This is a genomic window from Nonomuraea sp. NPDC051298 (assembly GCF_055586305.1).
Genome location: NZ_JBVJIM010000002.1, coordinates 957,524 through 980,536 on the forward strand (window position 1 = coordinate 957,524; position 23,013 = coordinate 980,536).

At 72.0% G+C, this 23,013-nt stretch carries 21 protein-coding genes; 13 read left to right on the plus strand and 8 right to left on the minus strand.

Annotated elements, in window-relative coordinates; all coding sequences use genetic code 11:
- Positions 1 to 31: 31 nt before the first annotated feature.
- Both ACZ6S0_RS09680 and ACZ6S0_RS09685 read right to left on the minus strand, forming a co-directional pair.
- Positions 32 to 2,011 (minus strand): ABC1 kinase family protein, encoded by a 1,980-nt coding sequence (locus ACZ6S0_RS09680; protein ID WP_465915121.1) that lies wholly within the window; start codon positions 2,009 to 2,011, stop codon positions 32 to 34.
- Between the two features lie 209 nt (positions 2,012 to 2,220).
- The gene (locus ACZ6S0_RS09685) at positions 2,221 to 3,150 is read right to left on the minus strand and encodes an acyl-ACP desaturase (RefSeq protein WP_465915123.1); all 930 of its coding nucleotides are present in this window, start codon (positions 3,148 to 3,150) and stop codon (positions 2,221 to 2,223) included.
- A gap of 77 nt (positions 3,151 to 3,227) precedes the next feature.
- Here ACZ6S0_RS09685 and ACZ6S0_RS09690 point away from each other — a divergent pair, with 77 nt between their 5' ends.
- Positions 3,228 to 3,722, plus strand: coding sequence for an NUDIX hydrolase (locus tag ACZ6S0_RS09690; protein ID WP_465915125.1), 495 nt, complete (start codon positions 3,228 to 3,230; stop codon positions 3,720 to 3,722).
- On the opposite strand, the gene arfB is transcribed toward ACZ6S0_RS09690, so the two are convergent.
- Positions 3,697 to 4,104, minus strand: a complete 408-nt coding sequence (gene arfB, locus ACZ6S0_RS09695; RefSeq protein WP_465915127.1) for an alternative ribosome rescue aminoacyl-tRNA hydrolase ArfB — start codon at positions 4,102 to 4,104, stop codon at positions 3,697 to 3,699. The genes ACZ6S0_RS09690 and arfB overlap by 26 nt on opposite strands.
- A gap of 201 nt (positions 4,105 to 4,305) precedes the next feature.
- Here arfB and ACZ6S0_RS09700 point away from each other — a divergent pair, with 201 nt between their 5' ends.
- The 3 genes from ACZ6S0_RS09700 (at position 4,306) to ACZ6S0_RS09710 (ending at position 7,444) form a co-directional block, all read left to right on the plus strand.
- Positions 4,306 to 5,154, plus strand: coding sequence for a hypothetical protein (locus ACZ6S0_RS09700; RefSeq protein WP_465915129.1), 849 nt, complete (start codon positions 4,306 to 4,308; stop codon positions 5,152 to 5,154).
- Positions 5,151 to 5,744: an HAD family hydrolase gene (locus ACZ6S0_RS09705; RefSeq protein WP_465915131.1), complete on the plus strand. Its 594-nt coding sequence runs from the start codon at positions 5,151 to 5,153 to the stop codon at positions 5,742 to 5,744. The genes ACZ6S0_RS09700 and ACZ6S0_RS09705 overlap by 4 nt, the downstream gene beginning before the upstream one ends.
- A gap of 197 nt (positions 5,745 to 5,941) precedes the next feature.
- Positions 5,942 to 7,444, plus strand: coding sequence for an alkaline phosphatase D family protein (locus ACZ6S0_RS09710; RefSeq protein ID WP_465915133.1), 1,503 nt, complete (start codon positions 5,942 to 5,944; stop codon positions 7,442 to 7,444).
- A gap of 275 nt (positions 7,445 to 7,719) precedes the next feature.
- Here the strand turns inward: ACZ6S0_RS09710 and ACZ6S0_RS09715 are convergent, their stop codons facing one another.
- A complete protein-coding gene (locus ACZ6S0_RS09715) occupies positions 7,720 to 9,699 on the minus strand; it encodes an efflux RND transporter periplasmic adaptor subunit (protein ID WP_465915135.1) in 1,980 nt (659 codons plus the stop codon).
- Between the two features lie 146 nt (positions 9,700 to 9,845).
- Between ACZ6S0_RS09715 and ACZ6S0_RS09720 the strand changes: the two genes are divergently transcribed.
- From ACZ6S0_RS09720 to ACZ6S0_RS09745, 6 genes are all read left to right on the plus strand, one after another.
- Positions 9,846 to 11,027 carry an efflux RND transporter periplasmic adaptor subunit gene (locus ACZ6S0_RS09720; RefSeq protein ID WP_465915137.1) on the plus strand — a complete coding sequence of 394 codons (1,182 nt, stop codon included), beginning with the start codon at positions 9,846 to 9,848 and terminating at the stop codon, positions 11,025 to 11,027.
- Positions 11,024 to 11,812, plus strand: coding sequence for an ABC transporter ATP-binding protein (locus ACZ6S0_RS09725; RefSeq protein ID WP_465915139.1), 789 nt, complete (start codon positions 11,024 to 11,026; stop codon positions 11,810 to 11,812). The genes ACZ6S0_RS09720 and ACZ6S0_RS09725 overlap by 4 nt, the downstream gene beginning before the upstream one ends.
- Positions 11,809 to 13,080 carry an ABC transporter permease gene (locus ACZ6S0_RS09730; protein WP_465915141.1) on the plus strand — a complete coding sequence of 424 codons (1,272 nt, stop codon included), beginning with the start codon at positions 11,809 to 11,811 and terminating at the stop codon, positions 13,078 to 13,080. Before ACZ6S0_RS09725 ends, ACZ6S0_RS09730 begins: the two co-directional genes overlap by 4 nt.
- A gap of 9 nt (positions 13,081 to 13,089) precedes the next feature.
- Complete coding sequence (locus ACZ6S0_RS09735) at positions 13,090 to 13,662, plus strand: hypothetical protein (RefSeq protein ID WP_465915143.1); 573 nt, start codon at positions 13,090 to 13,092, stop codon at positions 13,660 to 13,662.
- A complete protein-coding gene (locus ACZ6S0_RS09740; protein WP_344877762.1) occupies positions 13,659 to 14,351 on the plus strand; it encodes a response regulator transcription factor in 693 nt (230 codons plus the stop codon). Before ACZ6S0_RS09735 ends, ACZ6S0_RS09740 begins: the two co-directional genes overlap by 4 nt.
- A gap of 61 nt (positions 14,352 to 14,412) precedes the next feature.
- The gene (locus ACZ6S0_RS09745; RefSeq protein WP_465915146.1) at positions 14,413 to 15,939 is read left to right on the plus strand and encodes a sensor histidine kinase; all 1,527 of its coding nucleotides are present in this window, start codon (positions 14,413 to 14,415) and stop codon (positions 15,937 to 15,939) included.
- An 8-nt stretch (positions 15,940 to 15,947) separates the two neighbouring features.
- Here the strand turns inward: ACZ6S0_RS09745 and ACZ6S0_RS09750 are convergent, their stop codons facing one another.
- Positions 15,948 to 17,330: an FG-GAP-like repeat-containing protein gene (locus ACZ6S0_RS09750; protein WP_465915147.1), complete on the minus strand. Its 1,383-nt coding sequence runs from the start codon at positions 17,328 to 17,330 to the stop codon at positions 15,948 to 15,950.
- A 67-nt stretch (positions 17,331 to 17,397) separates the two neighbouring features.
- Between ACZ6S0_RS09750 and ACZ6S0_RS09755 the strand changes: the two genes are divergently transcribed.
- Together ACZ6S0_RS09755 and ACZ6S0_RS09760 are read left to right on the plus strand one after the other, a co-directional pair.
- Positions 17,398 to 17,610 carry a hypothetical protein gene (locus ACZ6S0_RS09755; protein ID WP_465915149.1) on the plus strand — a complete coding sequence of 71 codons (213 nt, stop codon included), beginning with the start codon at positions 17,398 to 17,400 and terminating at the stop codon, positions 17,608 to 17,610.
- Between the two features lie 4 nt (positions 17,611 to 17,614).
- Positions 17,615 to 18,844: a cytochrome P450 gene (locus ACZ6S0_RS09760; protein ID WP_465915151.1), complete on the plus strand. Its 1,230-nt coding sequence runs from the start codon at positions 17,615 to 17,617 to the stop codon at positions 18,842 to 18,844.
- Here the strand turns inward: ACZ6S0_RS09760 and ACZ6S0_RS09765 are convergent, their stop codons facing one another.
- Positions 18,845 to 20,278: an MFS transporter gene (locus tag ACZ6S0_RS09765; RefSeq protein WP_465915153.1), complete on the minus strand. Its 1,434-nt coding sequence runs from the start codon at positions 20,276 to 20,278 to the stop codon at positions 18,845 to 18,847. It abuts the gene before it with no gap.
- Positions 20,279 to 20,379: 101 nt separating this feature from the next.
- Positions 20,380 to 20,979 carry a TetR/AcrR family transcriptional regulator gene (locus ACZ6S0_RS09770; RefSeq protein ID WP_465915155.1) on the minus strand — a complete coding sequence of 200 codons (600 nt, stop codon included), beginning with the start codon at positions 20,977 to 20,979 and terminating at the stop codon, positions 20,380 to 20,382.
- Positions 20,980 to 21,099: 120 nt separating this feature from the next.
- Between ACZ6S0_RS09770 and ACZ6S0_RS09775 the strand changes: the two genes are divergently transcribed.
- Positions 21,100 to 22,227: a Fic family protein gene (locus tag ACZ6S0_RS09775; RefSeq protein WP_465915157.1), complete on the plus strand. Its 1,128-nt coding sequence runs from the start codon at positions 21,100 to 21,102 to the stop codon at positions 22,225 to 22,227.
- Between the two features lie 31 nt (positions 22,228 to 22,258).
- On the opposite strand, the gene ACZ6S0_RS09780 is transcribed toward ACZ6S0_RS09775, so the two are convergent.
- Entirely contained in the window at positions 22,259 to 22,939 is a 681-nt protein-coding gene (locus tag ACZ6S0_RS09780; protein WP_465915159.1) for a biliverdin-producing heme oxygenase, read from the minus strand.
- Positions 22,940 to 23,013: the final 74 nt, after the last annotated feature.

The following is a 23,013-nucleotide window of genomic DNA, read 5'->3' on the forward strand; positions in this document are numbered from 1 at the left end:
GCCGTACCGGGAGACGCGCTGGTGGAGCCGCCTACCGGGAGGAGCGCTGGTCGTCGGACGCCCGGGGGCGCCGGAAGATGAGGGCCAGCACGCGCAGCACCAGAATCGACGAGATCACCAGCAGGTTGTAGCCGATGAGCTGGAACAACGTCGTCGTCGGCGGCAACGCCACGGGCCCGCCCTCCGAGCCCAGCAGGACGACCGCCATCACCCCCGCCGTGGCGCCCAGCACCGTGAGCAGCACCTGGTGCAGCAGGCCGGTGACGAAGCGGCGGTCGCGTTCGTCGGCCAGCAGGCGCACGTTCATGCTGAAGCGGCCGTGTTCCGCGGCGCTCGCGATGCGCTCGACCCGGCGCGGCAGGCGGCGCAGCATCGGCAGCAGCGCCGCCACCTCCTGCGCCACCGTCTCGCGCACGGTGTCGGGGCCGATCTGCTCGGCCAGATAGCGCCCGGCGAACGAGCGGGCCTCACCGATCAGGTTGAACCCGGGTGACAGGCGGACGAGCGTGCCCTCCAGCGTGGCCAGCGCGCGGAAGACGGCGGCCACCTCGGGCGGGATGGACAGGCCGTACTCCGAGACGATCTTGAACAGGTCGGTGAACATCTGGACGCTGTCCATGCCCGGCGCCAGGTGTTTGGCCATGAACTGGCCGAGCGCCCGTTCGAGCGCGGGCTCGTCGATGTCCTCCGGCCGGGGCACGACCTCCAGCAGCGCGTCCGTGACGCCCAGCGGGTCCTGGCGGTTCATGGCCAGCAGGAAGCGTTGCAGCGCCGAGCGTACGGAGCCGTCCAGCCTGCCCACCGAGCCGAAGTCGAGCAGGCCGAGCGTGCCGTCCTCCAGCAGCATGAGGTTGCCCGGGTGCGGGTCGGCGTGGAAGACGCCCTCGACGAGGATCTGCCTGAGCAGGCAGTCGAGCAGGTCGCGGGCCAGGCGCGGGCCCTGCTCCGCGGAGGCGGCGGTGACCGCGCGGCCCGACAGCCGCTGCATGACGAGGACGCGTTCCGAGCACATGGCGCTGACCGGGGCCGGATAGCTGACGGGGCCGCCGCCGGAGGCCGCCACGGCCGCCATGTTGGCCGCCTCGACGCGGAAGTCGAGCTCCTCGCGGATCGCCGCGGCGAACCCGTCTGCCAGGTCGATCAGGCCCAGCGAACGGCCCCAGCGGGTCCTGGCCTCCAGCGTGGCGGCCAGGCGGCGGACGATGTCGAGGTCCTTGCCGACGACCGCGCCGATCCCCGGCCGCTGCACCTTGACCACGACGCTCTCGCCGGAGTGCAGTCGGGCGACGTGGACCTGCCCGATGGAGGCGGCGGCCAGCGGCGTCCTGTCGAACTCGGCGAACACCTCGTCGACCGGCCCGCCCAGCTCCCGGACCAGCAGCGGCTCGACCCGCTCCCACGGGGCCGGGGCGACCTGGTCCTGCAGCCGTCCCAGCTCCTCGACGAACTCGGCGGGCAGCAGGTCACGCCGGGTGGACAGGACCTGGCCGAGCTTGACGAAGGTGACCCCGCCGTCCTCCAGGGCCCCGCGCAGCGACCTGGCCAGGCGCAGCTTGCCCGAGCGGTCCTCCAGCCGCTCGCCCCGCCCCCGCAGGTACGGGCCGAGCCCGTGGCGGATGGCGACCCTGGTGATCTGGGAGTACCTCCTGCCCCGCGACAGCCGCCCGCGCAGCGACCTGGCCGCCTCCAGGGGCCCCGGCACCGAGCCAGGCGGCACCAGGGCCTCGGCGAGCACCAGCAGGGCCATGGGGATGAGCACGAAGACCATGACGACCAGCAGGAGCAGGCCCAGGGCGGCGGCGCCGGGGGGCTCCTGCGTGGCGTCCATGGGGCCGAGGGTCCCCAGGATCGGCTCCAGCATCGACTGCGCCAGGGCGAACGCCAGCAGCGCGGCCAGGAAGGTGCGCAACGCGCCGAACCGCACATCCAGCAGGCGCTGCGCCGCGGTGGCGAGCAAGAGGATCATCAGCAGGGTGACGCCGCTGACGAACACCGCCGTGGAGAGGTCCATGAGCCAGGATCCTCCCACGGCCCCCCGTCTCGCCGCCCCCATAGCCGGGCAAAAGCCACCATTTCGCAGTCGCGGGTGACGGTCCCGGCCGTCAGGCCGGGGACGGTGGGTGGCGGCCCGGTCGGGTGGCCCGGTCGGGGGCGCGGTCGGGCTGCCGGCGGGCGGCGGCGCGGGCCGGTAGCCGGCAGGCTGGTTTGGGGCGGGCCGGTCTACTGGCGGGCGGCGGTGCGGGCGCGGCGCTCCTCACGGCGCTCCACGAAGCGGGCGGCCGTGGCCTCCGTCCTGGCCAGGAACGCGGCCAGCTCCTCGCGCGCCTTCTCGCCCTCGCCGTCCAGGCCCGTCTGGTCGAAGATCGACCACTGCCGCAGCACCGGCATGAGCACATCGTCGAGGTGCAGGCGCAGGTCGTAGATGCCCTCGTTCGCGATGATCATCGCCTTGCGGGCGAAGCCGTCCATGCCCTGGCCCGGCATCTGGAACGTGGTCACCACGTCGGTCACCGACCGCATCGTCTGGCTCGGGTCGAGCTCGAAGGCCGCCTTGAGCAGGTTGCGGTAGAAGAGCATGTGCAGGTTCTCGTCGGCGGCGATCCTGGCCAGCAGCCGCTCGCACCCCGCGTCGCCGGACGCCCTGCCGGTGTTGCGGTGCGCGATGCGGGTGGCCAGCTCCTGGAAGGACACGTACGCGAGCTGCTGGAGCATCGTGTCGTACTCGGAGACGAAGCCGCTCTCCATGTGCCGGATGCGCGCCCGCTCCAGGGCCACCGGGTCCACGGCGCGGGTGACGGTGAGGTAGTCGCGGATCGCGGTGCCGTGCCGGCCCTCCTCGGCGGTCCAGCGGTGCACCCACGTGCCCCAGGCCCCGTCACGGCCGAACGTGCTGGCGATCTCGTGGTGGTAGCTGGGCAGGTTGTCCTCGGTCAGGAGATTGACGATGAGCGACACGCGCGCCGCTTCGGGGATCTTGGAGTCGCCCTCCTGCCACGCCTCGCCCCCGTAGATGCCGTCGAAGTCGCGGCCCTCGCTCCACGGGATGTACTCGTGCGGGAACCACTCCTTGGCCATCTTCTCGTGGCGGTCGAGCTCCGTGGCCACGACAGGCTCGAGCTCGTGCAGCAGCTCCGTCTGAGTCATCGCCATATAAGATCTTCTCCTTCAGGTTACGGTACCGTAGGTTAGGTTACCGGAAGGACAAACAGGTCAAATAGGGTGGATGTATGCGACCCAGTGTCCGTGGTGTCCTGCTCGACCATGACGAGCGGCTGGTTCTCTTCCGGCGTACGGTGCCGGGGCGGGCGCCGTACTGGTCCGTGCCCGGCGGGCACGTCGAGCCCGGGGACGGCACGCTGGAGGACACCCTGCGCCGCGAACTGCTGGAGGAGCTGGGCGCGACGGTATCGGCGGTGACGCCTCTGGTGACGGTGTCGTACCCGTGGCAGGGCGAGGTCAAGACACAGCACGTCTTCGGGTGCCGGTTGGTGTCCATGGACCCGGAGCTGCGGAACGGGCCCGAGTTCGAGGACCCGTCGCGGGGCGCGTACGAGGTGGAGCGCGTCCGGCTGGAGAGGTCGGAGCTGTTCGCCAGGAACCTGGTGCCCCAGGCGGTGGCCGGTTACCTCTCGGCCACCATCACGGCCCTGCCCCGGCTCATCGGCCGACGGCCGGGCCGAAGGGCGGATCGCCCGGTCAGGGGTCGCGGCGCAGGCGCTTGAGGTCGGCGCGGTGCTTCTTGGCGGCGATGCGGCGCTCGACGGTGCCCCGGCTCGGCTTGGTCGGGCGGCGGCGCTTGGGCGGCGGGGCGATGGCCTCGCGCAGGCGCTGCGCCAGCCGGTGCGCGGCGGCCTCCCTGTTGCGGAGCTGCGAACGGTATTCGGAGGCGGCGATGGTGATCGTGCCCGCGCCCAGCCGGTCGAGGGCCCGCGCCTTGAGGTGCGGCGGCAGCGCGGTGCTCGCGGCCACGTCGAAGCTCAGCTCCACCCGGCTGTCCGTGGTGTTGACACCCTGGCCGCCCGGCCCTGACGAGCGCGAGAACCGCCAGACCAGCTCGGCGTCGGGGATGACGACCGAGTCGTTGACGACCAGCGGGCCGGGCATGAGCGGACTCCCGTTCTCGAACGCGTCACCACCGGGCGACATGTCACCGTACAGAGCAACCGTATCCGGAGGTCGTACCCGGCCCGCAATCGCATTTTCCGCCGCCCGCGCCGCCCGTCTCGCCGGTTGACGCCCGGCTGCAAGCCAGGTGTGCCAATATCACGCCAAAGCGCGAAGTGATCACGGGGTTGGGGAGGCGCGGTGGCCGTCATCGTCGGCGTGCACGGGATCGGCAAGTACAACTACTACCTCCAGGCCGGGCGGTCCGTGCCGGGCGCGGCCGAGGCCATGCGCCGCAAATGGGACCGCTACCTCCACGCTGCGCTCGGGGGAGAGGCGCGGGCGTACTTCGCCGAGATCGCCTACTTCTCCCACCTCCTGCACGACGGCGACGGCGGCGGGGGTGGCGGCGAGGGCGGCGGCGAAGGTGGCGCGCCCGACGCGGCGGCCGCCATGGAGGCGCAGGCCCAGCAGGTCCTCGCCGACTGGGCGCGCAACCTCGGGGTGGGCGAGCACGTCACGGGGGCGCTCAAGTCGTTCACCGGCTGGCTGCTGGACAAGCTGGACGGCAGGTCGGCGGCGTTCGCCAAGCTGTTCGCGCCCGAGGTGGCCGCCTACCTCACCGACCAGGCCAGGCGCGAGAAGTGCCGGAGCGCCGTGGCGGACGTCATCCGGCGCAACCGCGCCAGGGTGGTCATCGCCCACTCGCTGGGCAGCGTGGTCGCGTACGAGGCGCTGTGGTCGGAGCCGGACCTGCGGATCGACCTGCTGCTCACCCTCGGCAGCCCGCTGGGCATGCGCAACGTGGTCTTCGAACGCCTCCTGCCCACCCCGGTCAACGGCCGCGGCCGCCGGCCCCCGGGCGTCGCCCGCTGGGTGAACGTCGCCGACAAGGACGACATCGCCGCCATCCCGCCCGACCTGGCCGCCAGCTTCACCGGCATCGACCGCGAGGAACTGGTCAACCTCGACTGGCTCGACTTCCACACCGCCGGGAAATACCTGGGCTGCCCGGCGCTGGGCCCGCATCTGCGACCATTCGTGGCATGACGTGGATTGTCTTCGACTACGGCGGTGTCCTGTCGCTGCCCCAGCCCGACTCCGACAACGCGGCCATGGCGCGGGCCGCGGGAGCCGAGCCCGAGGCGTTCAAGCGCGGTTACTGGGAGCACCGCCTGGAGTTCGACCGGGGTCTGAGCCCGTACGCGTACTGGTCGGCGGTGCTGGGCCGGCCCGTGACCCAGAGCGAGACCGCCCGGCTGGTCGCCATGGACGTCGCGTCCTGGGCCCGTCCCAACGAGGGCACGGTCGCGCTGCTCGGCGAGCTGCTGGAGTCGGGACGCGACGTGGCGCTGCTGTCCAACGCCCCCGTGTGCATGGGTGAGGGCCTGGACGAGCTGCCGTGGGTCGCCGCGATCGGCCGCCGCTTCTACAGCGGCAAGATGGGCCTGGTCAAGCCCGACCGGGAGATCTACGACGAGATGGCCCGCGAGCTGGGCGCCGACCCGTCCGAGATCGTCTTCATCGACGACCGCGAGGAGAACGTCGAGGGCGCCGAGCGGGCCGGGATGACCGGCGTGCACTTCACCGACGCCGCCACCCTACGCGCGGCGCTCCCTGACGTGGTCCTGCCCGGCTGACGTTTCCCGGCTGTCGCCGTTCACCTGCTCTTTCTCCGGGCGGGCGGCCCTCGGGCGTGTCGCAGACCGACCGATGCTGTTCACCCGCGCTTGACTCCACTGTCACGGCGGAGTCAGCGCAGGTGGACATACCTGTGAACGTGGACCGCAGAGCCTTCCTGACAGCGGCGACAGCCGGACTCCTCCTCCCTCAGCCCATGATCGCCCCGGCCGCCGGGGCGGCCTCCAGGACCCTCAGATCCGACCCCTTCTCGCTGGGCGTGGCCTCCGGCGACCCCGCTGCCGACGGCTTCGTCCTGTGGACCAGGCTGGCCGTCGACCCGCTGGGCGGCGACGGGCGCGGCGGCATGCCCTCCCGCGACGTGGACGTGGAGTGGCAGGTCGCCACCGACGAACGCTTCGCCAAGGTCGTCAAGTCCGGCACCGCCACCGCCAGGGCCCGCGACGCCCACAGCGTGCACGTCGAGCTGAAGGGGCTGGAGCCGGGACGCGACTACTTCTACCGGTTCAGGAGCGAGGGCCGCCTCTCTCCGGAGGGCCGCACCAGGACGACCCCGCAGGGCGAGACGCCGCTCAACTTCGCGGTGGCCGCCTGCGCGCACTACGAGCACGGCTACTACACCGCCTACCGCCGCCTCGCCGAGCAGGAGCCGGACCTGGTGGTCTTCCTCGGCGACTACATGTACGAGTACGGCCCCAGCGGCTACACCGCCCTGGCCGGCCGCGTCCGCACCCACACCCCGGGCAAGTGCCGGACGCTGGCCGACTACCGGCTGCGGCACGCCCAGTACAAGAGCGACCCCGACCTGCAGGCCGCGCACGCGGTCGCGCCCTGGCTGGTGGCGTTCGACGACCACGAGGTGGAGAACAACTGGGCCGGCCCCGTCTCCAGCACGGGCGCGGCGGGCTTCGAGCAGCGGCGGGCGCAGGCGTTCAAGGCGTACTACGAGAACATGCCGCTGCGCCGCGCCAGCCTCCAGGGGGCGGTGCTGCGGGTGAACCGGCGGGTCTCCTGGGGCACGCTGGCCCGCTTCCACCTGCTCGACACGCGCCAGTTCCGCGACGACCAGGCGTGCCTGGACGGCGTGCGGGCGGGCTGCGACGAACGGCTCGACACGCAACGCACGCTGCTCGGGAGCGAGCAGTGGCGCTGGCTGGAGAGCGGCCTGGACGCCTCCACCACCCGCTGGAACCTGCTCGGCCAGCAGATCATGGTGGCCCAGCGCGACTTCAAGGTCGGCCCCGGCCGGGAGGTGAACCTGGACTCCTGGGACGGGTACGCCGCCGAGCGCACCCGCCTGCTCGACTCGCTGGCCCGCACGCCGAACCCCGTGGTGCTGACCGGCGACGCCCACATGCACCACCTGTCCGAGCTGAAGCCAGACTTCGACGACCCGGACTCGCCGGTGGTGGCCAGGGAACTGGTGGCCTCGTCGATCGCCAGCGACGGCGACGGCTACCGGGACCGTACGTGGATCGCCGAGGCGCTGCAGGAGAACCCGCACATCTCCTACATCGACCAGCGGCGCGGCTACCTGATGGCGCGGCTGACCCGCGACGAGCTGTCGGTGGACTTCCGGACCCTGGACTACATCTCCCGCAGGGGAGCCCGCGCCAAGACCGCCCACCGCGTCACGATCCCGGCCCTCACGGGGGAGACCGCCGCGGGCAAGGCGGCGGCCCCCCGCACCACCGGCTGAGCGCCGCCCCTGGGCCGTTCGCCGTTCGCCGGTTGCCGGGCGCCGGGCGTCGCGGTAGCTCACGGCCCGGCTCCGTGGTCATGGCTGAGCGGCGGCCCGTTGGCTGAACGTTCGCTGGGAGCCCGCTGAGAGTCTGCTCAACCATTTTGTCCACATGGTGAGACGGACCCGCGGCAGGAGGAGGGTCCGGCCGGACTCCTGGTGGCAGGTACAGCGGAGTCCGGCCGGGGTGGCCGGCCCGGGCGGGCGGGTGGTTCCGTCCGGACCGGCCGGCTTCAGGCGCCGGGCCAGCTCCCGTCGGGGAACTCGCCCGACGTGCCGTCCGACATGACCACCTGGTCGCTCTCGCCGAGCCCCGAGGTGACCTCCACGTACTGGTCGCCGCGCACGCCCGTGTGGACGACCTTCGCCGCGTCCCGCCCGTCGGAGCGGACGGTGACCACCTGCGTGCCGTCCGAACGGCTGCGCACCGCCGCGGCCGGTACGTAGATCGCGTCCTTGGACTCGTCCGTGGTGATCGTCGCCGAGGCGGTCTGCCCGAGCATCAGCCCGGCCGGCGGCTCGTCGAAGGCCAGGGTGACCGAATAGCGGACGAGCTGGCCCTCCACCGTCGCGGTCGGGGCGATCGCCGTCACCTTGGCCAGGTAGTGCTCGCCGCTGCGCGTCGCCAGCGTGACCTGGGCCTGCTGGCCGAGCTTGAGCCGGTTCACGTCGGACTCGGTGACCATGGCCTGGACCTGCAGTTCGTTCAGGTCGCCCAGGCTGATGAAGGTGCCGGTGCCCGCCGCGTCACCGGGGGCGCCGCCGACCGAGAGCACCGTGCCGGCCGCCGGGGCCACGATGCTGGTCGCCCGTACGGCGTCGGCGGCCTCCTCGACGGCGGCCTCGGCGTGGTCCACGTTCGCGGCGGCCTGCTCCTCGCTGAGCCCGCCGCCCTGCTGCTGGGCACCGCCTCCGCCCGTGCCTCCGCCCGTGCCTCCGCCCGTGCCCCCGCCCGTGCCCCCGCCCGTGCCCCCGCCCGTGCCTCCGACTGTGCCTCCGCCTGTGCCTCCGCCGGTGGTGCCGGTGGCGCAGGAGCCCTGGCCGGTGCTGGGCTGGCCTGACGGCTTCCCGGATCCGGACGCGCTGGGCTTTCCTGAGGGTTTGCCGGTGGGGGACGGTTGCCCGGTGCTCGACGGCTTCCCGCCGCCGGGCGGCTGCCCCGTCGGGGACGTGGACGGCGAGACGGTCGACGGCGGGTTGCCGCCGGGCTGCCCGGTGCCTCCACCCGGGCCACTGGCCGTCGGGGTGGGGGTCGCGGTGACGGTGGTCGTCGCAGTGGCCGTAACAGTGGCCGTGACAGTGGCGGTCACCGTGGCCGTCACGGTGACCGTCGGCTCGGACCCGGTGGGCTTCGAGGTCGGCGTGGCCGTCGGGTGCGGGGTGGCGGTCGGGGTGGCCGTTCGCGCGGCCGTCCGCGCCGTGGCCCGCGTACCGGCCGGGGCGGTGGTGGCCTGCTCGGTGGTCTTCGCAGCGGCCTTGGCCGTGGCCTTGGCCGCGGTCTGCGTGGGGGTGGGTGTGGGGGTCTGCGTGGGACCGGCGCCGAAGTCGGCGACCGGCCGCGCGTCCACCGCTGCGCCTGCCTGCGTGCCCGCCTGAGAGCCCGCCTGGGCTCCAGCCGTCCCAGGCCCCTGGACGCCCCCGGCCGCGGGCGTCGGAGCGGCCGAGGGCGTCTTACCGGCCGCGGGAGTCGCGCCGGCGGTGGGTTTCGCACTGGCCGAGGGCGTCTTGCCGCCCCCGGTCGGTACGCAGGCGCCTCCCGGACTCCCGGAAGACCCTGTGGACGACGAGGAGCCAGGGGAACCCGAGGACCCCGAGGTCCCCGAGGTCCCTGAGGACCCTGAGGACGTGGTGGCCGCCGTGGCGGCCTCGTCCAGGGCCTCTTCTGCCGCCGCCAGGTCGGCCTTGGCCGCCGTGTACGCCTCCCGCGCCGCCCGCCCGTCGATCCTGGCCAGCACCTGGCCCTTCTTCACCTTGGTCCCGACCTTGACGTACACCTTCGTCAACGTCCCGGCGGAGCCGAAGGCCAGGTCCCGGCGCGAGCCGTCCACGGTGTTCCCCGCCGCGCTGACCGAGGCGGTGACCTGCCCGCGCTGCGCGGAGGCCAGCCGGGCCTGGATGGTGGGCGGGGCGTCGTCGCGCAGCACCAGCACCAGGCCGGACCCGGCCACGAGCACGGCGAGGGCCAGTCCGCCCAGCGCGAAAGTCGGTCTCATGAGCGGCCATCCTGACCGACCAGAGTCGCGCCAGGCTGCGAGCAGCCTCAGAGTTACCTGTGTGCCCGATTTCCGGCCAGGACGCACAGCGAACGTTCAGCTTGCTCGCGGCTGCGGCGCAGCCTTGTGTGCAAGGGTCACCGCTCGTGAAGGTGTCGATCAGGCGCAGAGCGCTGATAACCAACGGAGCACTCGCGGTGCTCCTGCTGGGCGGTGCCGGGTTCGCCTACGCACAGCTCGGCGCGGGCCCGGCCGCGGGTGAGATCACCGTGCGGACGGTGGCCGCGGGCCGAGGCTCCGTGACCGCCTCGGTGTCCGCCTCGGGCGCGGTGGAGAGCTCCCAGTCCAGAACGCTGTCGTTCGGTACGGGCGGAACCGTCGAGAAGATTTACGTCAAGGCCGGCGACAAGGTCGACAAGGGCGACATCCTGGCCTCCCTCGACGACTCCACCGCCCAGGACGGTCTCACGGCGGCCAAGGCCACCTACGACAGCGCCGTGGACGACGGGACCGATACGGCCCAGCTCTACGCGGACTACGTCAAGGCCCGCAACGCGTACCGGGAGGCCCAGCGCACGGTCGCGGCCACGGTGCTGAAGGCCCCGTTCAAGGGGACGGTCACGGCGGTGAACGGCTCGGTCGGCGGCACCAGCTCGGGATCCGGCTCGGACTCCGGTGCGGCGTCCGGCGCGGCCTCCGGAGGGCAGGGCTCGACGGGCACGGCGGCCGCCTCCTCGGGCGGATCGTCGGGCGGCAGCGGCTTCATCGAGATGGCCGACACCGCCAAGCTCCAGCTCGTCGGCACCTTCACCGAGTCGGACGTCGGCAAGCTCAAGCAGGGCCAGGAGGCCACGATCACGTTCGACGCGCTGCCGGGCGTGACCGCGACCGGGGAGGTCACCCAGATCGAGCCGGTCTCCTCCACCACCAACAACGTCGTGCAGTACCCGGTCACCGTCACCTTCAACGACGTCCCCGACGAGGTGCGGCTGGGCCAGACGGCCACCGTCGACGTCGTGGTCGGCCAGGCCGAGGACGTCGTCACCGTGCCGTCCACGGCGGTCTCCACGAGCGGCGGCCAGACCACGGTCACCGTGCTGAGGAACGGCAGCCAGGTCAGGACCCCGGTCGAGGTCGGCGTCCAGGGCGCCACGCTGACCGAGATCAAGTCCGGCGTGTCGGAAGGCGACCAGATCGTGCCCGCGACCACGGCGCCCGGCGGCACCGCGGGCAACAGCGGCGGCGGCCAGCGGCAGTTCAGCGGCGGCGGCTTCCCCGCGGGGGGCGGCGGTCCCGGGGGCGGCGGCATGCCGGGAGGCGGGCGATGACGGCCGCGGAGTCGCCGGCCGGGGAGCCCTTCCCGGTCCTGCGGGTGCGTGACCTGGTCAAGGAGTACGGCGACGGCGACGCCAAGGTCCGCGCCCTGCGCGGCATCAGCCTCGACGTCGAGCAGGGCGACTTCCTGGCCATCATGGGCGCCTCCGGCTCCGGCAAGTCCACGCTCATGAACATCCTGGGCTGCCTCGACGTCCCGTCCTCCGGCACGTACCTCATCGACGGGGCCGACGTGGGCCGGCTGGACGAGCACCAGCTCGCCATCCTGCGCAACCGCCGGGTCGGCTTCGTCTTCCAGTCGTTCAACCTGATCCCGCGCATGAGCGCCCTGGCCAACGTCGAACTGCCGCTCGTGTACGGCGGCGTCGGCCAGGCCGAGCGCCGCGCCCGCGCGCTGGCCGCGCTGGAGCAGGTGGGGCTGAGCGAGCGCGTGCACCACGAGCCGAACCAGCTCTCCGGCGGCCAGCAGCAGCGCGTGGCCGTGGCCAGGGCGCTGGTCACCGCGCCCGCCCTGCTGCTGGCCGACGAGCCCACCGGCAACCTCGACACCGCCTCGACCCAGGACGTTCTGGAGATCATGGACCGGCTCAGCGCGTCCGGCCGCACGATCGTGCTCATCACGCACGAGGACGACGTGGCCGCGCACGCCAAGCGGGTGCTCAGGCTGGTGGACGGGGAGATCGTGGAGGACCGCCGCCAGGCCCCGGTGGACGGCCCGCCGCCGCGCCTGCGCGACCGGACTCCCGACCCTGAACGAGACGGGGCGGTGGCCCGATGAACCGGCTGGAGATCCTCCGCTTCGCCCTGCGCGGCCTGCTGGCCAACAAGATGCGCAGCGCACTGACCACGCTGGGCATCCTCATCGGCGTGGCCGCGGTCATCATGCTGGTGGCCGTCGGTGAGGGCTCCTCGCAGAGCATCACGCAGAACATCCAGCGCCTCGGCGCCAACACGCTCACGATCTCCCCGTCCTTCTCGGGAGGCGGGGGCGGGGGCGGTGGCGGCGGCGGGGGTGGCATGCGCGCGCCGGGTGGCGGCGGTGGCAACACGGGGCCGCGTACCCAGGCCAGGGAGCTGAGCCTGGCCGACGCCCAGGCGCTGACGAACAGGACGCTGGCCCCGTCGGTGAAGACCGTCTCGCCGGTGGTGAACGCCTCGTCCGCCACCGCCGCGTTCGGGGCCGCCAGCCATGCGGTCGCCCAGTTCGTCGGCACGTACCCCAGCTATTTCGAGGCCATGAACAAGCCCGTCGCCAAGGGCACGTACTTCTTCAACGACGACGTGACGGCCGCCAGGAAGGTCGTGGTGCTCGGCCAGACCGTGGTGGAGGAGCTGTTCGGCGCCGTCGACCCGATCGGCAAGCAGGTCAGCGTGTCGGGCGTGCCGTTCACCGTGGTCGGCGTGCTGAAGGAGAGCGGCTCCACCGGCATGCAGGACGCCGACGACATGGCCATCGCGCCGCTGCCGACCGTGCAGCAGAGCCTGAGCGGGTTCGGCTCGCTCGGGCAGATCGTGGTGCAGGCGAGCGGGGCCGACGCCACGACGGCGGCGCAGGCCGAGGTCACGGCTATCCTCAACCAACGACACGGCATCACGAACGACAACCCCGACTACCGGATTCTCAACCAGGCCACGTTGCAGGAGACCGTCAGCGCGGCGACCGGCACCTTCACCGTGCTGCTGGGCGCCGTCGCCGCGATCTCGCTGCTGGTCGGCGGCATCGGCATCACCAACATCATGCTGGTGACGGTGACCGAGCGCACGCGCGAGATCGGCATCCGCAAGGCCATCGGAGCGCCCAGGGGCGCGATCCTGGGCCAGTTCCTGATGGAGGCCACGTTGCTGAGCCTGGTCGGGGGGTTGTCCGGGGTGCTGGTGGCGTTCGTGGGGACCAGGTTCACCATCGCCGGCATCGAGCCGGTCCTCGTGCCGTCGTCGGTCGTGCTGGCGCTGGGCGTCTCGCTGGGGATCGGGCTGTTCTTCGGCAGTTATCCCGCCAACAGGGCGGCCAAGCTCAGGCCGATTCAGGCCCTGCGCCACGAATAGGAGAAGGACATGGACGACAAACTGGATTCCTCGCCGTTCCCCGACGACCTGCGGGATGAGCTGGCCGCCCAACCGGCCAAGGGCTTCTCGAAGGTCACGCTGGCGCTGGGGGCCGGGGTCGTGCTGGTGGCCGGGGTCCTGCTCGGCATGCAGGCCGACAGCCTGTTCGGCACCGCCGAGCCGCCGCCCGGCGCGGCGGGCCAGCAGCGTCCCATGGGCGGGTACGGCCAGCAGCCGGGCGGCGGCGGCCAGCGTGGCCAGATGCCCGGCGGCGGTGGCCAGCCGGGCGGCCAGCCGCCGGGCGGCGGCGGTCAGCGCATGGGCGGGGCGGGTACCATCGGCACCGTCGAGAAGATCGAGGGCGGCAAGGTCTACGTCAAGACCGCGGACGGCGCCACCGTCACCGTGAACACCACCGACCAGACCACCGTGCAGATCTCCAAGCCCGGCAAGGTCTCCGACCTCGAGACCGGCACCTCGATCGTGGTGCGCGGGGAGCAGGGCGCCGACGGCGCGGTCACCGCCGCCTCCATCAGCCAGGGCGGTGCCCCCCAGGGCACCCAGGGAGGCGGCCCGCGATGACCGAACCCGAGGCCAGGCTGCTGGTGGTCGACGACGAACCCAACATCAGGGAGCTGTTCTCGGCCAGTCTGCGCATGGCCGGGTTCGAGGTGCTGACGGCGGCCGACGGCAAGGAGGCCCTGCGGGTGGCCGAGGAGAGCACGCCCGACCTGGTGATGCTCGACGTCATGCTGCCCGACCTGGACGGCCTGGCGGTCGCGGGAAGGCTGCGATCCCGCGGCCGCCGGGTCCCGGTGCTGTTCGTGACCGCCAAGGACACGCCGGAGGACCGGATCGCCGGGCTCGGCCTCGGCGAGGACTACGTGACCAAGCCGTTCAGCCTGGAGGAGGTCATCGCCCGCATCCGGGCCGTGCTGCGCAGGACGCGGCGCGGCACGCCGCCGCCGAACCGGCTGCGGGTGGCCGATCTGGAGCTGGACGAGGAGAGCCACGAGGTCTGGCGCGACGGTGTCCCCGTACGGCTCTCGCCCACGGAGTTCAGGCTGCTGCGGTACTTCATGCTCAACGTGGGCCGGGTGCTGTCGAAGACGCAGATCCTCGACCACGTCTGGAACGGCGACTGGCGCACCGACGTCGGCCTTGTCGAGTCGTACGTCTCCTACCTGCGACGTAAGGTCGACACGGGCGAGCGCAAATACCTGCACACCCTGCGCGGGGTCGGCTACATCCTGCGCCCGCCACGCATTTGACGCCTCCGCCATGGTCGCGCGGAGCACCGAGCCTATGAGGAGCCGCAGGAGAACAGCCGGGATGGAGAGCCTCGGGAGACACCTGTCCAGGGCGCCGCTGTGGCTGCGCCTGGTTTCGGCGACCCTCCTGCTGGTCACCCTCGCCATCACGCTGACCGGTCTGGTCGCCGTGCGGCTGCTGCGCAGCTACCTGGTCGAGCGGGTGGACCAGCAGCTCCAGACGGCCACCATGCCCCGCGAGCCGCTCCCGCCGCCGGTGGAGCCCCGCCCCGACGCGCGGCCGCAGCGCTACTTCGGCCTGTTCCACGGCGTGCTCTTGAACTCGGTCGGCGAAGTGGTCAGGACCGTCAGCGAATCCACCGAGACGCACAGGCCCGCCCTGCCCCGGCTGACCCTCGACGAGGTGATCGCGCGGCACGGGCGTCCGTTCACGGTGGACTCGCGCGACGCGGGCGGCCCGAGCTGGCGGGTCGTCGCCGCCCCCGCGCGCGACGGCGGCAGCCGGATCATGGCGATCAGCCTGGGCGACGTGGACGCGACGGTCTCCCAGCTCTTCCTCATCGTGGGGGTGGCCGGCGGCGGCACCCTGGCCGTGCTGGGGGTCGCCTGCTACTGGGTGGTACGCAGGAGCCTGCGCCCGCTGGGCGAGATCGCGAACACCGCGGACGGCATCGCGCGCGGCGACCTGTCGCGCCGGGTCCCGCTCTGGGCGGACACGACCGAGGTCGGCAAGCTCGGCCGTTCGCTCAACGCCATGCTCGCCCAGATCGAGGTGGCGGTGCGCGAGCGAGAGGAGGCCGCGGAGTCGGCCCGCGAGTCCGCCCAGTCGGCCCGGCAGTCGGCCACGGCCGCGCGGCGGTCGGAGGAGCTGATGCGCCGGTTCATGGCCGACGCCTCGCACGAGCTGCGCACGCCGCTGACCTCGATCAGGGGTTTCGCGGAGCTGTACCGGCTGGGGGAGGAGAAGGACCTGGCGGAGGCCGTACGGCTGCTGAGCCGCATCGAGGGGCAGGCGGCCCGGATGGGGCTGCTCGTGGAGGACATGCTGCTGCTGGCCCGGCTCGACCAGCGCCGCGAGCTGGCGATGCGCCCGGTGGACCTGCTCAGCCTGTGCGCCACCGTCGTGATCGACGCCCAGACGCTCGCGCCGGACAGGAAGATCGAGCTGGTACGGCTCTTCCAGGACGCGGACGACGACGAGCAGCGCGGCGGCGACGTGATCGTGACCGGCGACGAGCCGCGACTCGCGCAGGTGCTCAACAACCTGGTCACCAACGCGCTCACGCACACCCCGGCGGGCACCCCGATCCAGGTCAGGGTCGGCGTGGACGGCGACCACGCGGTGGTGGAGGTGGCCGACGAGGGGCCCGGGTTCACGCCGGAGGTGGCCGAGCGGGTCTTCGAGCGGTTCTACCGGGCCGACCCGGCCCGCAGCGCGGGCGGCTCGGGGCTGGGGCTGTCGATCGCGGCGACGCTGGCGGAGGCGCACGGGGGCGCGGTCATGGCGGAGTCGGAGCCCGGCGAGGGCGCGTTGTTCCGGGTGGTCCTCCCGGTCGAGCCGGACGAGGAGCCCCGGCCGAAGGCATAGGGGGAGGGTCAGCCGAAGGTGTAGCCGTACAGTCCCGTGCCCTTGCTGAGCCGCCGGACCTTGCCCAGTTCGAGCCCTTTTTCCCGGCGTCCCGGCGCGTACATGACCAGGCCCTGGTCCGGCGCCGCCACCACCAGGCCGTCCACCGGCGAGCGCTCGGCCGACAGCGACCGGTACCGCTCCCACCCGGGCAGCGAGGTCAGCGCCGCCCCGAAGTCCTGGCCCTCGCCCTTGATCAGCAGGTTCCCGACCCGCGTCAGCCCGCCCGACGACCGGCCCGCCAGCACCTGCACGGCCTTCTCGCCGGGCACGCCGATGGCCAGCTCGTCGTTGCCGTCGCCGTTGAAGTCACCGGCGGTCAGCGAGGCCCCGAACCGGTCGTAGTAGCGGGGCTTGCCGTCCAGCGTGTTCTGCGACCACGCCTCGGTCCTGTCCGTACGCAGCCCGGCCCGCGAACCGTACAGCACGTCCACCGTGCCGTCGCCGTAGTCCATGGCCCGCTGGTTGGCGCTGAGGCCCTCGCCCGGCACGCCGATGGCCAGGTCGGCGCGGTCGTCGCCGTTGAAGTCGCCGGTGGCGAGCGCGGCCCCGAAGTTGTCCCACTTCTCGGACGCGCCCTTGATGCCCGGCGTGCTCTGGGTGAGCAGCCGGGCGCTGCGCCGCCGTACGTCGATCACGGTGACCGAGCCCTGCCCGTCCACCTTCACGCTGTCGGCGGGCGCCCCCACGGCCAGCTCGTCCGTGCCGTCGCCGTCGAAGTCGCCGGTCGCCAGCGCGGCGCCCCACTGGTCGGTGACGCTCGCCGACTGCCCCACCCACCCCGACTTCTGCGTGATCTGGTACGGCTTGCGGCCCTTCATCCAGTACACCGTCACCGCCCCGCCCGACCGGTGACTCGGCGCGCCCACGGCCAGCTCGTCCTTGCCGTCGCCGTCCAGGTCGCCCGCCGCCAGCGCGGCCCCGAACCGGTCGCTGCCCGGCTTGGCCGGCGCCAGCTCCTGCCCGGTCACGAGCCCCTCGGGGGAGCCGTTGAAGATCTGCACGACCCCGTTGCCGTCGCCGCCCGGCACCCGCTTCCCCACGAACTCCTCCGACACGCCCACCGCCAGGTCGGCGCACCGGTCGCCGTTGAAGTCGCCCACGGCCAGCGCGGAACCGAACGAGTCGCCCGGCTCCGCGCCGTCGCCCTGGGTGAGCTTGACCTGCCTGCCCGACCCGTACATGACGGTCACGGAACCGGCCCTGGAGGAGTCGTACGGGGCCGCCACCGCCAGGTCGGGCCGGCCGTCGGCGTCGAAGTCCAGCGGGTGGCCGCCGCACGCGCGCGCGGGGGCCTGGGTCGTACCGGTGGCGAGGGGGAGGAGCAGACAGGCGGCGAGCAGCGCATTCATACCGGAAGTAATGACCAGTTACCTCGAACCAGGTCTGAACGGCACGAGAACGGCCTAGGAGGGCAGGATGCACATCGCGCTCAGCACGGACGCGGCCACCCCGCGTAACACCGTCGTGCACTCCCCGGACGCCCGCCGGACGCGCCCCGGCCACCCGCACCCCCGCCGGACACCCTCCGGCCACCTGCCGGACGCGCCCCCGTTGATCATCACTCGCCGGCGGGTCACCGGACGGGCCTTTCGGATCGGCGGCCGGGCGCGGGCGTCCGTGCCAGGATAAGCGGGTGGACGTCGATCTCGCGGACCTCGATTTCTGGCGCAAACCCCTCAAAGAGCGCGAAGCGGCCTTCGCCCGGCTCCGGCAGCGGGAGCTGCCGGTGTTCTTCCCGGAGAAGAAGGTGCCGTTCCTGCGCTCCGGCAAGGGCTTCTACGCCCTCGTCCGGCACGCCGACGTGGTCGAGGCCGGCCGCAACGCCAAGATCTTCGCCAGCGAGCCGGCCGTCACCAACCCCGAGCCGCCCGGCTGGGTGAAGCAGGTGTTCGGCGAGTCGATGGTCAACATGGACGACCCGCGCCACGCCCGCCTGCGCCGCATCGTGACCCGGTCGTTCAGCCCGAAGATGCTGGCCGGCCTGCAGAGCGACATCGAGGCGGCGTGCGCGCGCATCGTCGACGATGTCGTCCGCGACGGGCCGCGCGACTTCGTCACCCAGGTCGCCGCCCGGCTGCCCATCCACGTCATCTGCGACATGCTCGACGTCCCGCCGGAGCTGCGCGAGCGGGTCCACCGGCACGCCGACATCTCCACCGCCTACACCGGCGTGCGCCCCAGCCTGGCCCGCAGCGTGCGACTGGCCGGCCAGAACATGCTGGCCCTGCTCGCCCTGCAGCGCATGGTCATCAGGCTCGGCCACGAGCGCGTCGCCAAGCCCGCGGGCGACCTGGTGTCCCTGCTGGTCAACGCCAACCCCGACGGCGAGAGGCTCACCGACAAGGAGCTGGGCTCGTTCTTCGCGCTGCTGCTGGTCGCCGGCAACGAGACGGCCCGCAACACGATGGCCCACGGCATTCGCCTGCTCACCGAGCACCCGGCCCAGCGCGAGCTGCTGGTGAACGACTTCGACGCGCACATCAACGGCGCGATCGAGGAGATGGTCCGCTACGTGTCGCCGATCATGCAGTTCCGGCGCACGGTCACCGCCGACCACTCGCTGCGCGGCCTGGAGCTGCGCAAGGGCGACAAGGTCGTGCTGTTCTACGGCTCCGCGAACCGCGACGAGTCGGTCTTCCCCGACGCCGACACGTTCGACATCACCCGCGACAGCAAGCCGCACGTCGGCTTCGGCGGCCCGGGGCCGCACTTCTGCCTGGGGGCCAACCTGGCCAGGCAGGAGCTGCGGACGATGTTCCGCGTGCTGCTGACCCGGCTGCCCGGCATCCGTACGGTCGGCGAGCCCGACCTGCTGCTGTCGAACTTCGACAACAGCGTTCGCACGCAGGCGTTCACGTTCTGATCAGGAAGCCTGGGGCTCGACCGGGTCATCCTGGTCGTCGGCCAGGACGTTCGTCCTGAGCGTGAAGAACGTGATCAACGCCGCGACCACCATCATCACGGCGCTGATCAGCATCGCCGTCCGGAACCCCGCGTCGAACACCGGCGGGTTCTCGAACGCGTCGCCCACCAGCCCCACCAGCGGCGGCACGGCGGCCACGGCCAGCAGGCTCCCCGTACGCGCCACGGCGTTGTTGACCCCGCTGGCCGTGCCCGCGTACCGCTCCTCGGCCGTGGCCAGCACGGTCGCGGTCAGCGGCGCGACCGCCGCCGAGAGCCCCAGCCCGAACAGGAACACCGCGGGCAGCACCTGGAACGGGTACGACGCGCCGAACCCGATCGTGCTCATGGCCACGAACCCGGCCCCCGCCAGCAGGATCCCCAGCGTCATGGGCCAGCGGGGGCCGACGCGCTTGGCCACGTCGCCGGCCCTGGCCGACAGCAGCATCATCAGGATCGTCGTCGGCAGCATCGACAGCCCGGCCGCGACGGGGGAGAACCCGGACACCACCTGGAGCTGCACCACCAGCAGGAAGAACACCACGCCCATGGCCGCGTACATGATCAGTGTGACCGCGTTCACCGCCGTGAACACGTGGTTGCGGAACATGCCCACCGGCACCAGCGCGTCAGGCGACCTGCGCCGCTGCACCACCACGAACGCCACGCCCAGCGCCAGCCCCACCACCAGCGGCACCGGCGTCCCCTGCTCGATCAGCCCGTACGTGATCCCGGCCAGCGCCAGCGCCGCCAGCACCGAGCCGAGCACGTCGAAGCGCCCCGCCGCCGCCTCGTCCCTGCTCTCCGGCACGTGCCGCAGCGTGACGAACACGATGAGCGCCGCGAACGGCAGGTTGATCAGGAACGCCCACCGCCACCCGGCCGTCTGCACCAGCCACCCGCCCAGCAGCGGCCCGATCGCGCTGGCCACGCCGCCCAGCCCCGACCACACGCCCACGGCCCTGGGCCGGTCGTGGCGGACGAACGACGCCTGGATGATCGCCAGCGAGCCGGGGGTGAGCAGCGCCCCGCCGATGCCCTGCAGCGCGCGGGCCGCGATGAGGAACTCGATGTTCGGCGACAGCCCGCACAGGGCGGAGGCGACGGCGAACCAGACGGTGCCGATGAGGAAGATCGTGCGGCGGCCGTACCGGTCGCCGAGCGAGCCGCCGAGCAGGATCAGCCCGGCCAGGGTGAGGGTGTAGGCGTTGATCGTCCACTGCAGGCCGTCCATGTGCGCCCCGAGCTCCCGGCCCAGGAACGGCAGCGCCACGTTCACGACGGTGCTGTCGAGCAGCGCCAGCCCGGAGCCGAGCACCGTCGCGAACAGGATCCAGCGGCCGCGCGCCGACTTGAGCTGGACATGACCGTTCAGCGCCCCGGGACCGTGAGTCATGCGGACCATCCTCCCACCGGCCCCCAAATCGCCCACCCCGCCCCCGCCTTGCCGCCGGGCGTCACCCCCGGTGTCACCCCTCACCCTGAAGGTCGGGGCGCTCAGCCGCCCCCGGCGAGGGCCCGCAGCACGAACTCCGACACCAGCTCCCCGGTGGCCTCCACGGTCACCTCGCCGCTGATCAGCGGCACCCGTTCCGCGCCCACCACCGCCATGATCATCCGTACGGTGGCGGCCACGTCGAGCACCCGGAAGTCTCCCGCCTCGATCCCGCTCTCCAGGATGTCCGCCAGGATCCGCTGCATCGGCGCCACGTGCTCGGCCAGCCGCTGGTAGGCGTCGGGCCCCAGCGCGGCGCTCAGGTCGGCCGCCCCCGGATGCGGGTGCGCGAGCAGCCCCGCGAGTTGCAGCCGCACGAACGCCCGCAACCGATCGGCGGGCGAGGCCCCGGCCGGCAACTCGCGCTCGTAGCTCTCGATGAAGTAGTGCGTCACCCGCTCGGTGAACGCCAGCAACAGCGCGGCCTTGTCGGGAAAGTAGTTGTACAGAACGGTACGGGTGATACCGGCCTCGCCCGCCACGTCGGTCATGGAGATCGCATCGATGCCCTGCACTCTCGACAGGCGCGAGACGGCCTGCAGAATCCGGTCGCGCGTCTGGGCGCGGTGCTCACCGATGGTGGCGGCGGAGATACGGGGCATGCCCCCATGGTAGGCCGCCGCCTCCCGGACACCCCAGCAAACTCCTGCCCCAAAATAGGCATAGATGGATGAATCATTCGGTCGCTTGACTGAATGTTTCGTTCATGCTTCCCTGGCTCCATGCTCTACGGGACCCCGGCTCTCGAGCCCGCCGACAAGTCCGTCCTGGCCGAGATCGAGGACATGCGGCAAGACCTGAAATACCGGCTGGCCGAGCCCCATCGCTGGGACGGTCAACTGCGCAGGCAGTTGCAGGCGCGCGCGATTCAGGGCTCCAACGCCATCGAGGGTTACCGCGCCGGGGTCGAGGACATCCAGTCCATCATGGTGGGGGAGGAGCCCCTGGAGACCGCGCAGTCGGTGGTCAAGGAGATCGCCGGTTATCAGCAGGCGCTGACCTATGTCAGGCTGCTCTCCCGCGCCCCGGTCTTCGACTACGACGTCGGCGTGCTCAATGCCCTGAACTTCATGATGATCGGCCACCACGTGGAGAAGACTCCCGGAGTCATGCGTCCGGGCAGTGTCTACATCCGCTGTTCGGTGTCCCGGGAAGTCGTCTACGAAGGGCCGGACGCTGAGCACATCCCCGCGCTCATGGGTGAGTTGATCTCATGGCTGAATGGGGGAGACAAGGACGCGCCCAGCTACGTGAGGGCGGCGATGGCCCATTTCAACCTCGTCAACATTCACCCCTGGCGTGACGGAAACGGCCGTATGGCACGGGCCCTGCAGACGCTCGTCCTCGGCCGGGACCGAATCATGACGCCCGAGTTCTGCTCCATCGAGGAATGGCTCGGGCGGCAGCGCACCACCATCGAGTACTACGACGTTCTCGGGGCGGTCGGGCGGCGTCGGTGGAGTCCGCACGGCGACACCCTCGACTGGGTCCGGTTCTGCCTGAGGGCGCATCACATGCAGGCCCAGCGGGTGGCGGCCCGGCTGGTGGAGGCCGGTGAGATCTGGACGTACCTGGAGGAACAGGTGGACGCGGAAGGGCTCAACACGCGGTGCGTGTCGGCGCTCTACGAGGCGTTCGTGAACCGGCGGCTGAGGCGGAGCCGCTATCAGGCCGATGAGGAGCTGAGCCAGGGGCAGGCCGCCCGTGACCTCCGTGACCTGGCCGCCAAGGGCTGGCTCCAGCCCTACGGGGAGACGAAGGGCCGCTTCTACCAGGCCGGACCACGGATGGCCCGGCTCAAGGCCGAGTACGCGGAGAGAGCCACGCCGCTGCGCGATCCGTACCGCTAGTCGCGCCGACGCCAGAGAGGGCTACGAGAGGCTACGCGGGGGTCCTGACGACGTGTCTCAGTTCGGCGAGTACCTCGGTGTTGAGCTGGTAGGCGAGTTTCACCTCGGCGATCACGCGCTGCTGTTCGCGGTCGTCGAGTTCCTGACCCAGGCCGTCGAGGCGGGAGCGGTACTCGGTCTTGAAGCGTGGCAGGCTGCCCAACTCGTCGAAGATGTAGAAGTCGACGCCGCCGCCCTTGGCATAGCCGTAGATCTTCTGCAGCTCCATCCGGATGAACTGGCCGCCCGACAGGTCGCCCAGGTAGCGGGTGTAGTGGTGGGCCACGTAGCCGCCCGGCCAGTCGGAGACCTGCTCGATGCGGGCCACCAGGGTGCGGGTGGACTTCGACGGGGTGATCCGGCTGCGCCAGTCCGGGCCGTAGATCGTGGCCAGGTCGCGTTCCAGCGCCCGCTCGCGGTACAGCTCGGGGAAGACGAAGCGGCCCGCCACCGGGTGGCCGGCCAGGTCGCGGGACGCGCCGTCGAGGGCGGCGTAGGCGAAGTAGTGCTGGGCGACCATCTCGCCGTACTCGTGCGCGCTCAGCCGGCCGCCCATCAGCGCCGAGAGGTAGCCCTCGGACTCGGCCGACTCATGGTCGGCCCAGGTGGCGTTCCTCAGGGTTTCGGAGAACGACGTGGTCACGTCCCACCTCTGCTCGTGTCGGCACTTCATGACGAAGTGTCACAAACGGCGGCCTCCGGCGTCAAGCTGATGACGACACGATGTCATCAAAGTCTGCCTCCACC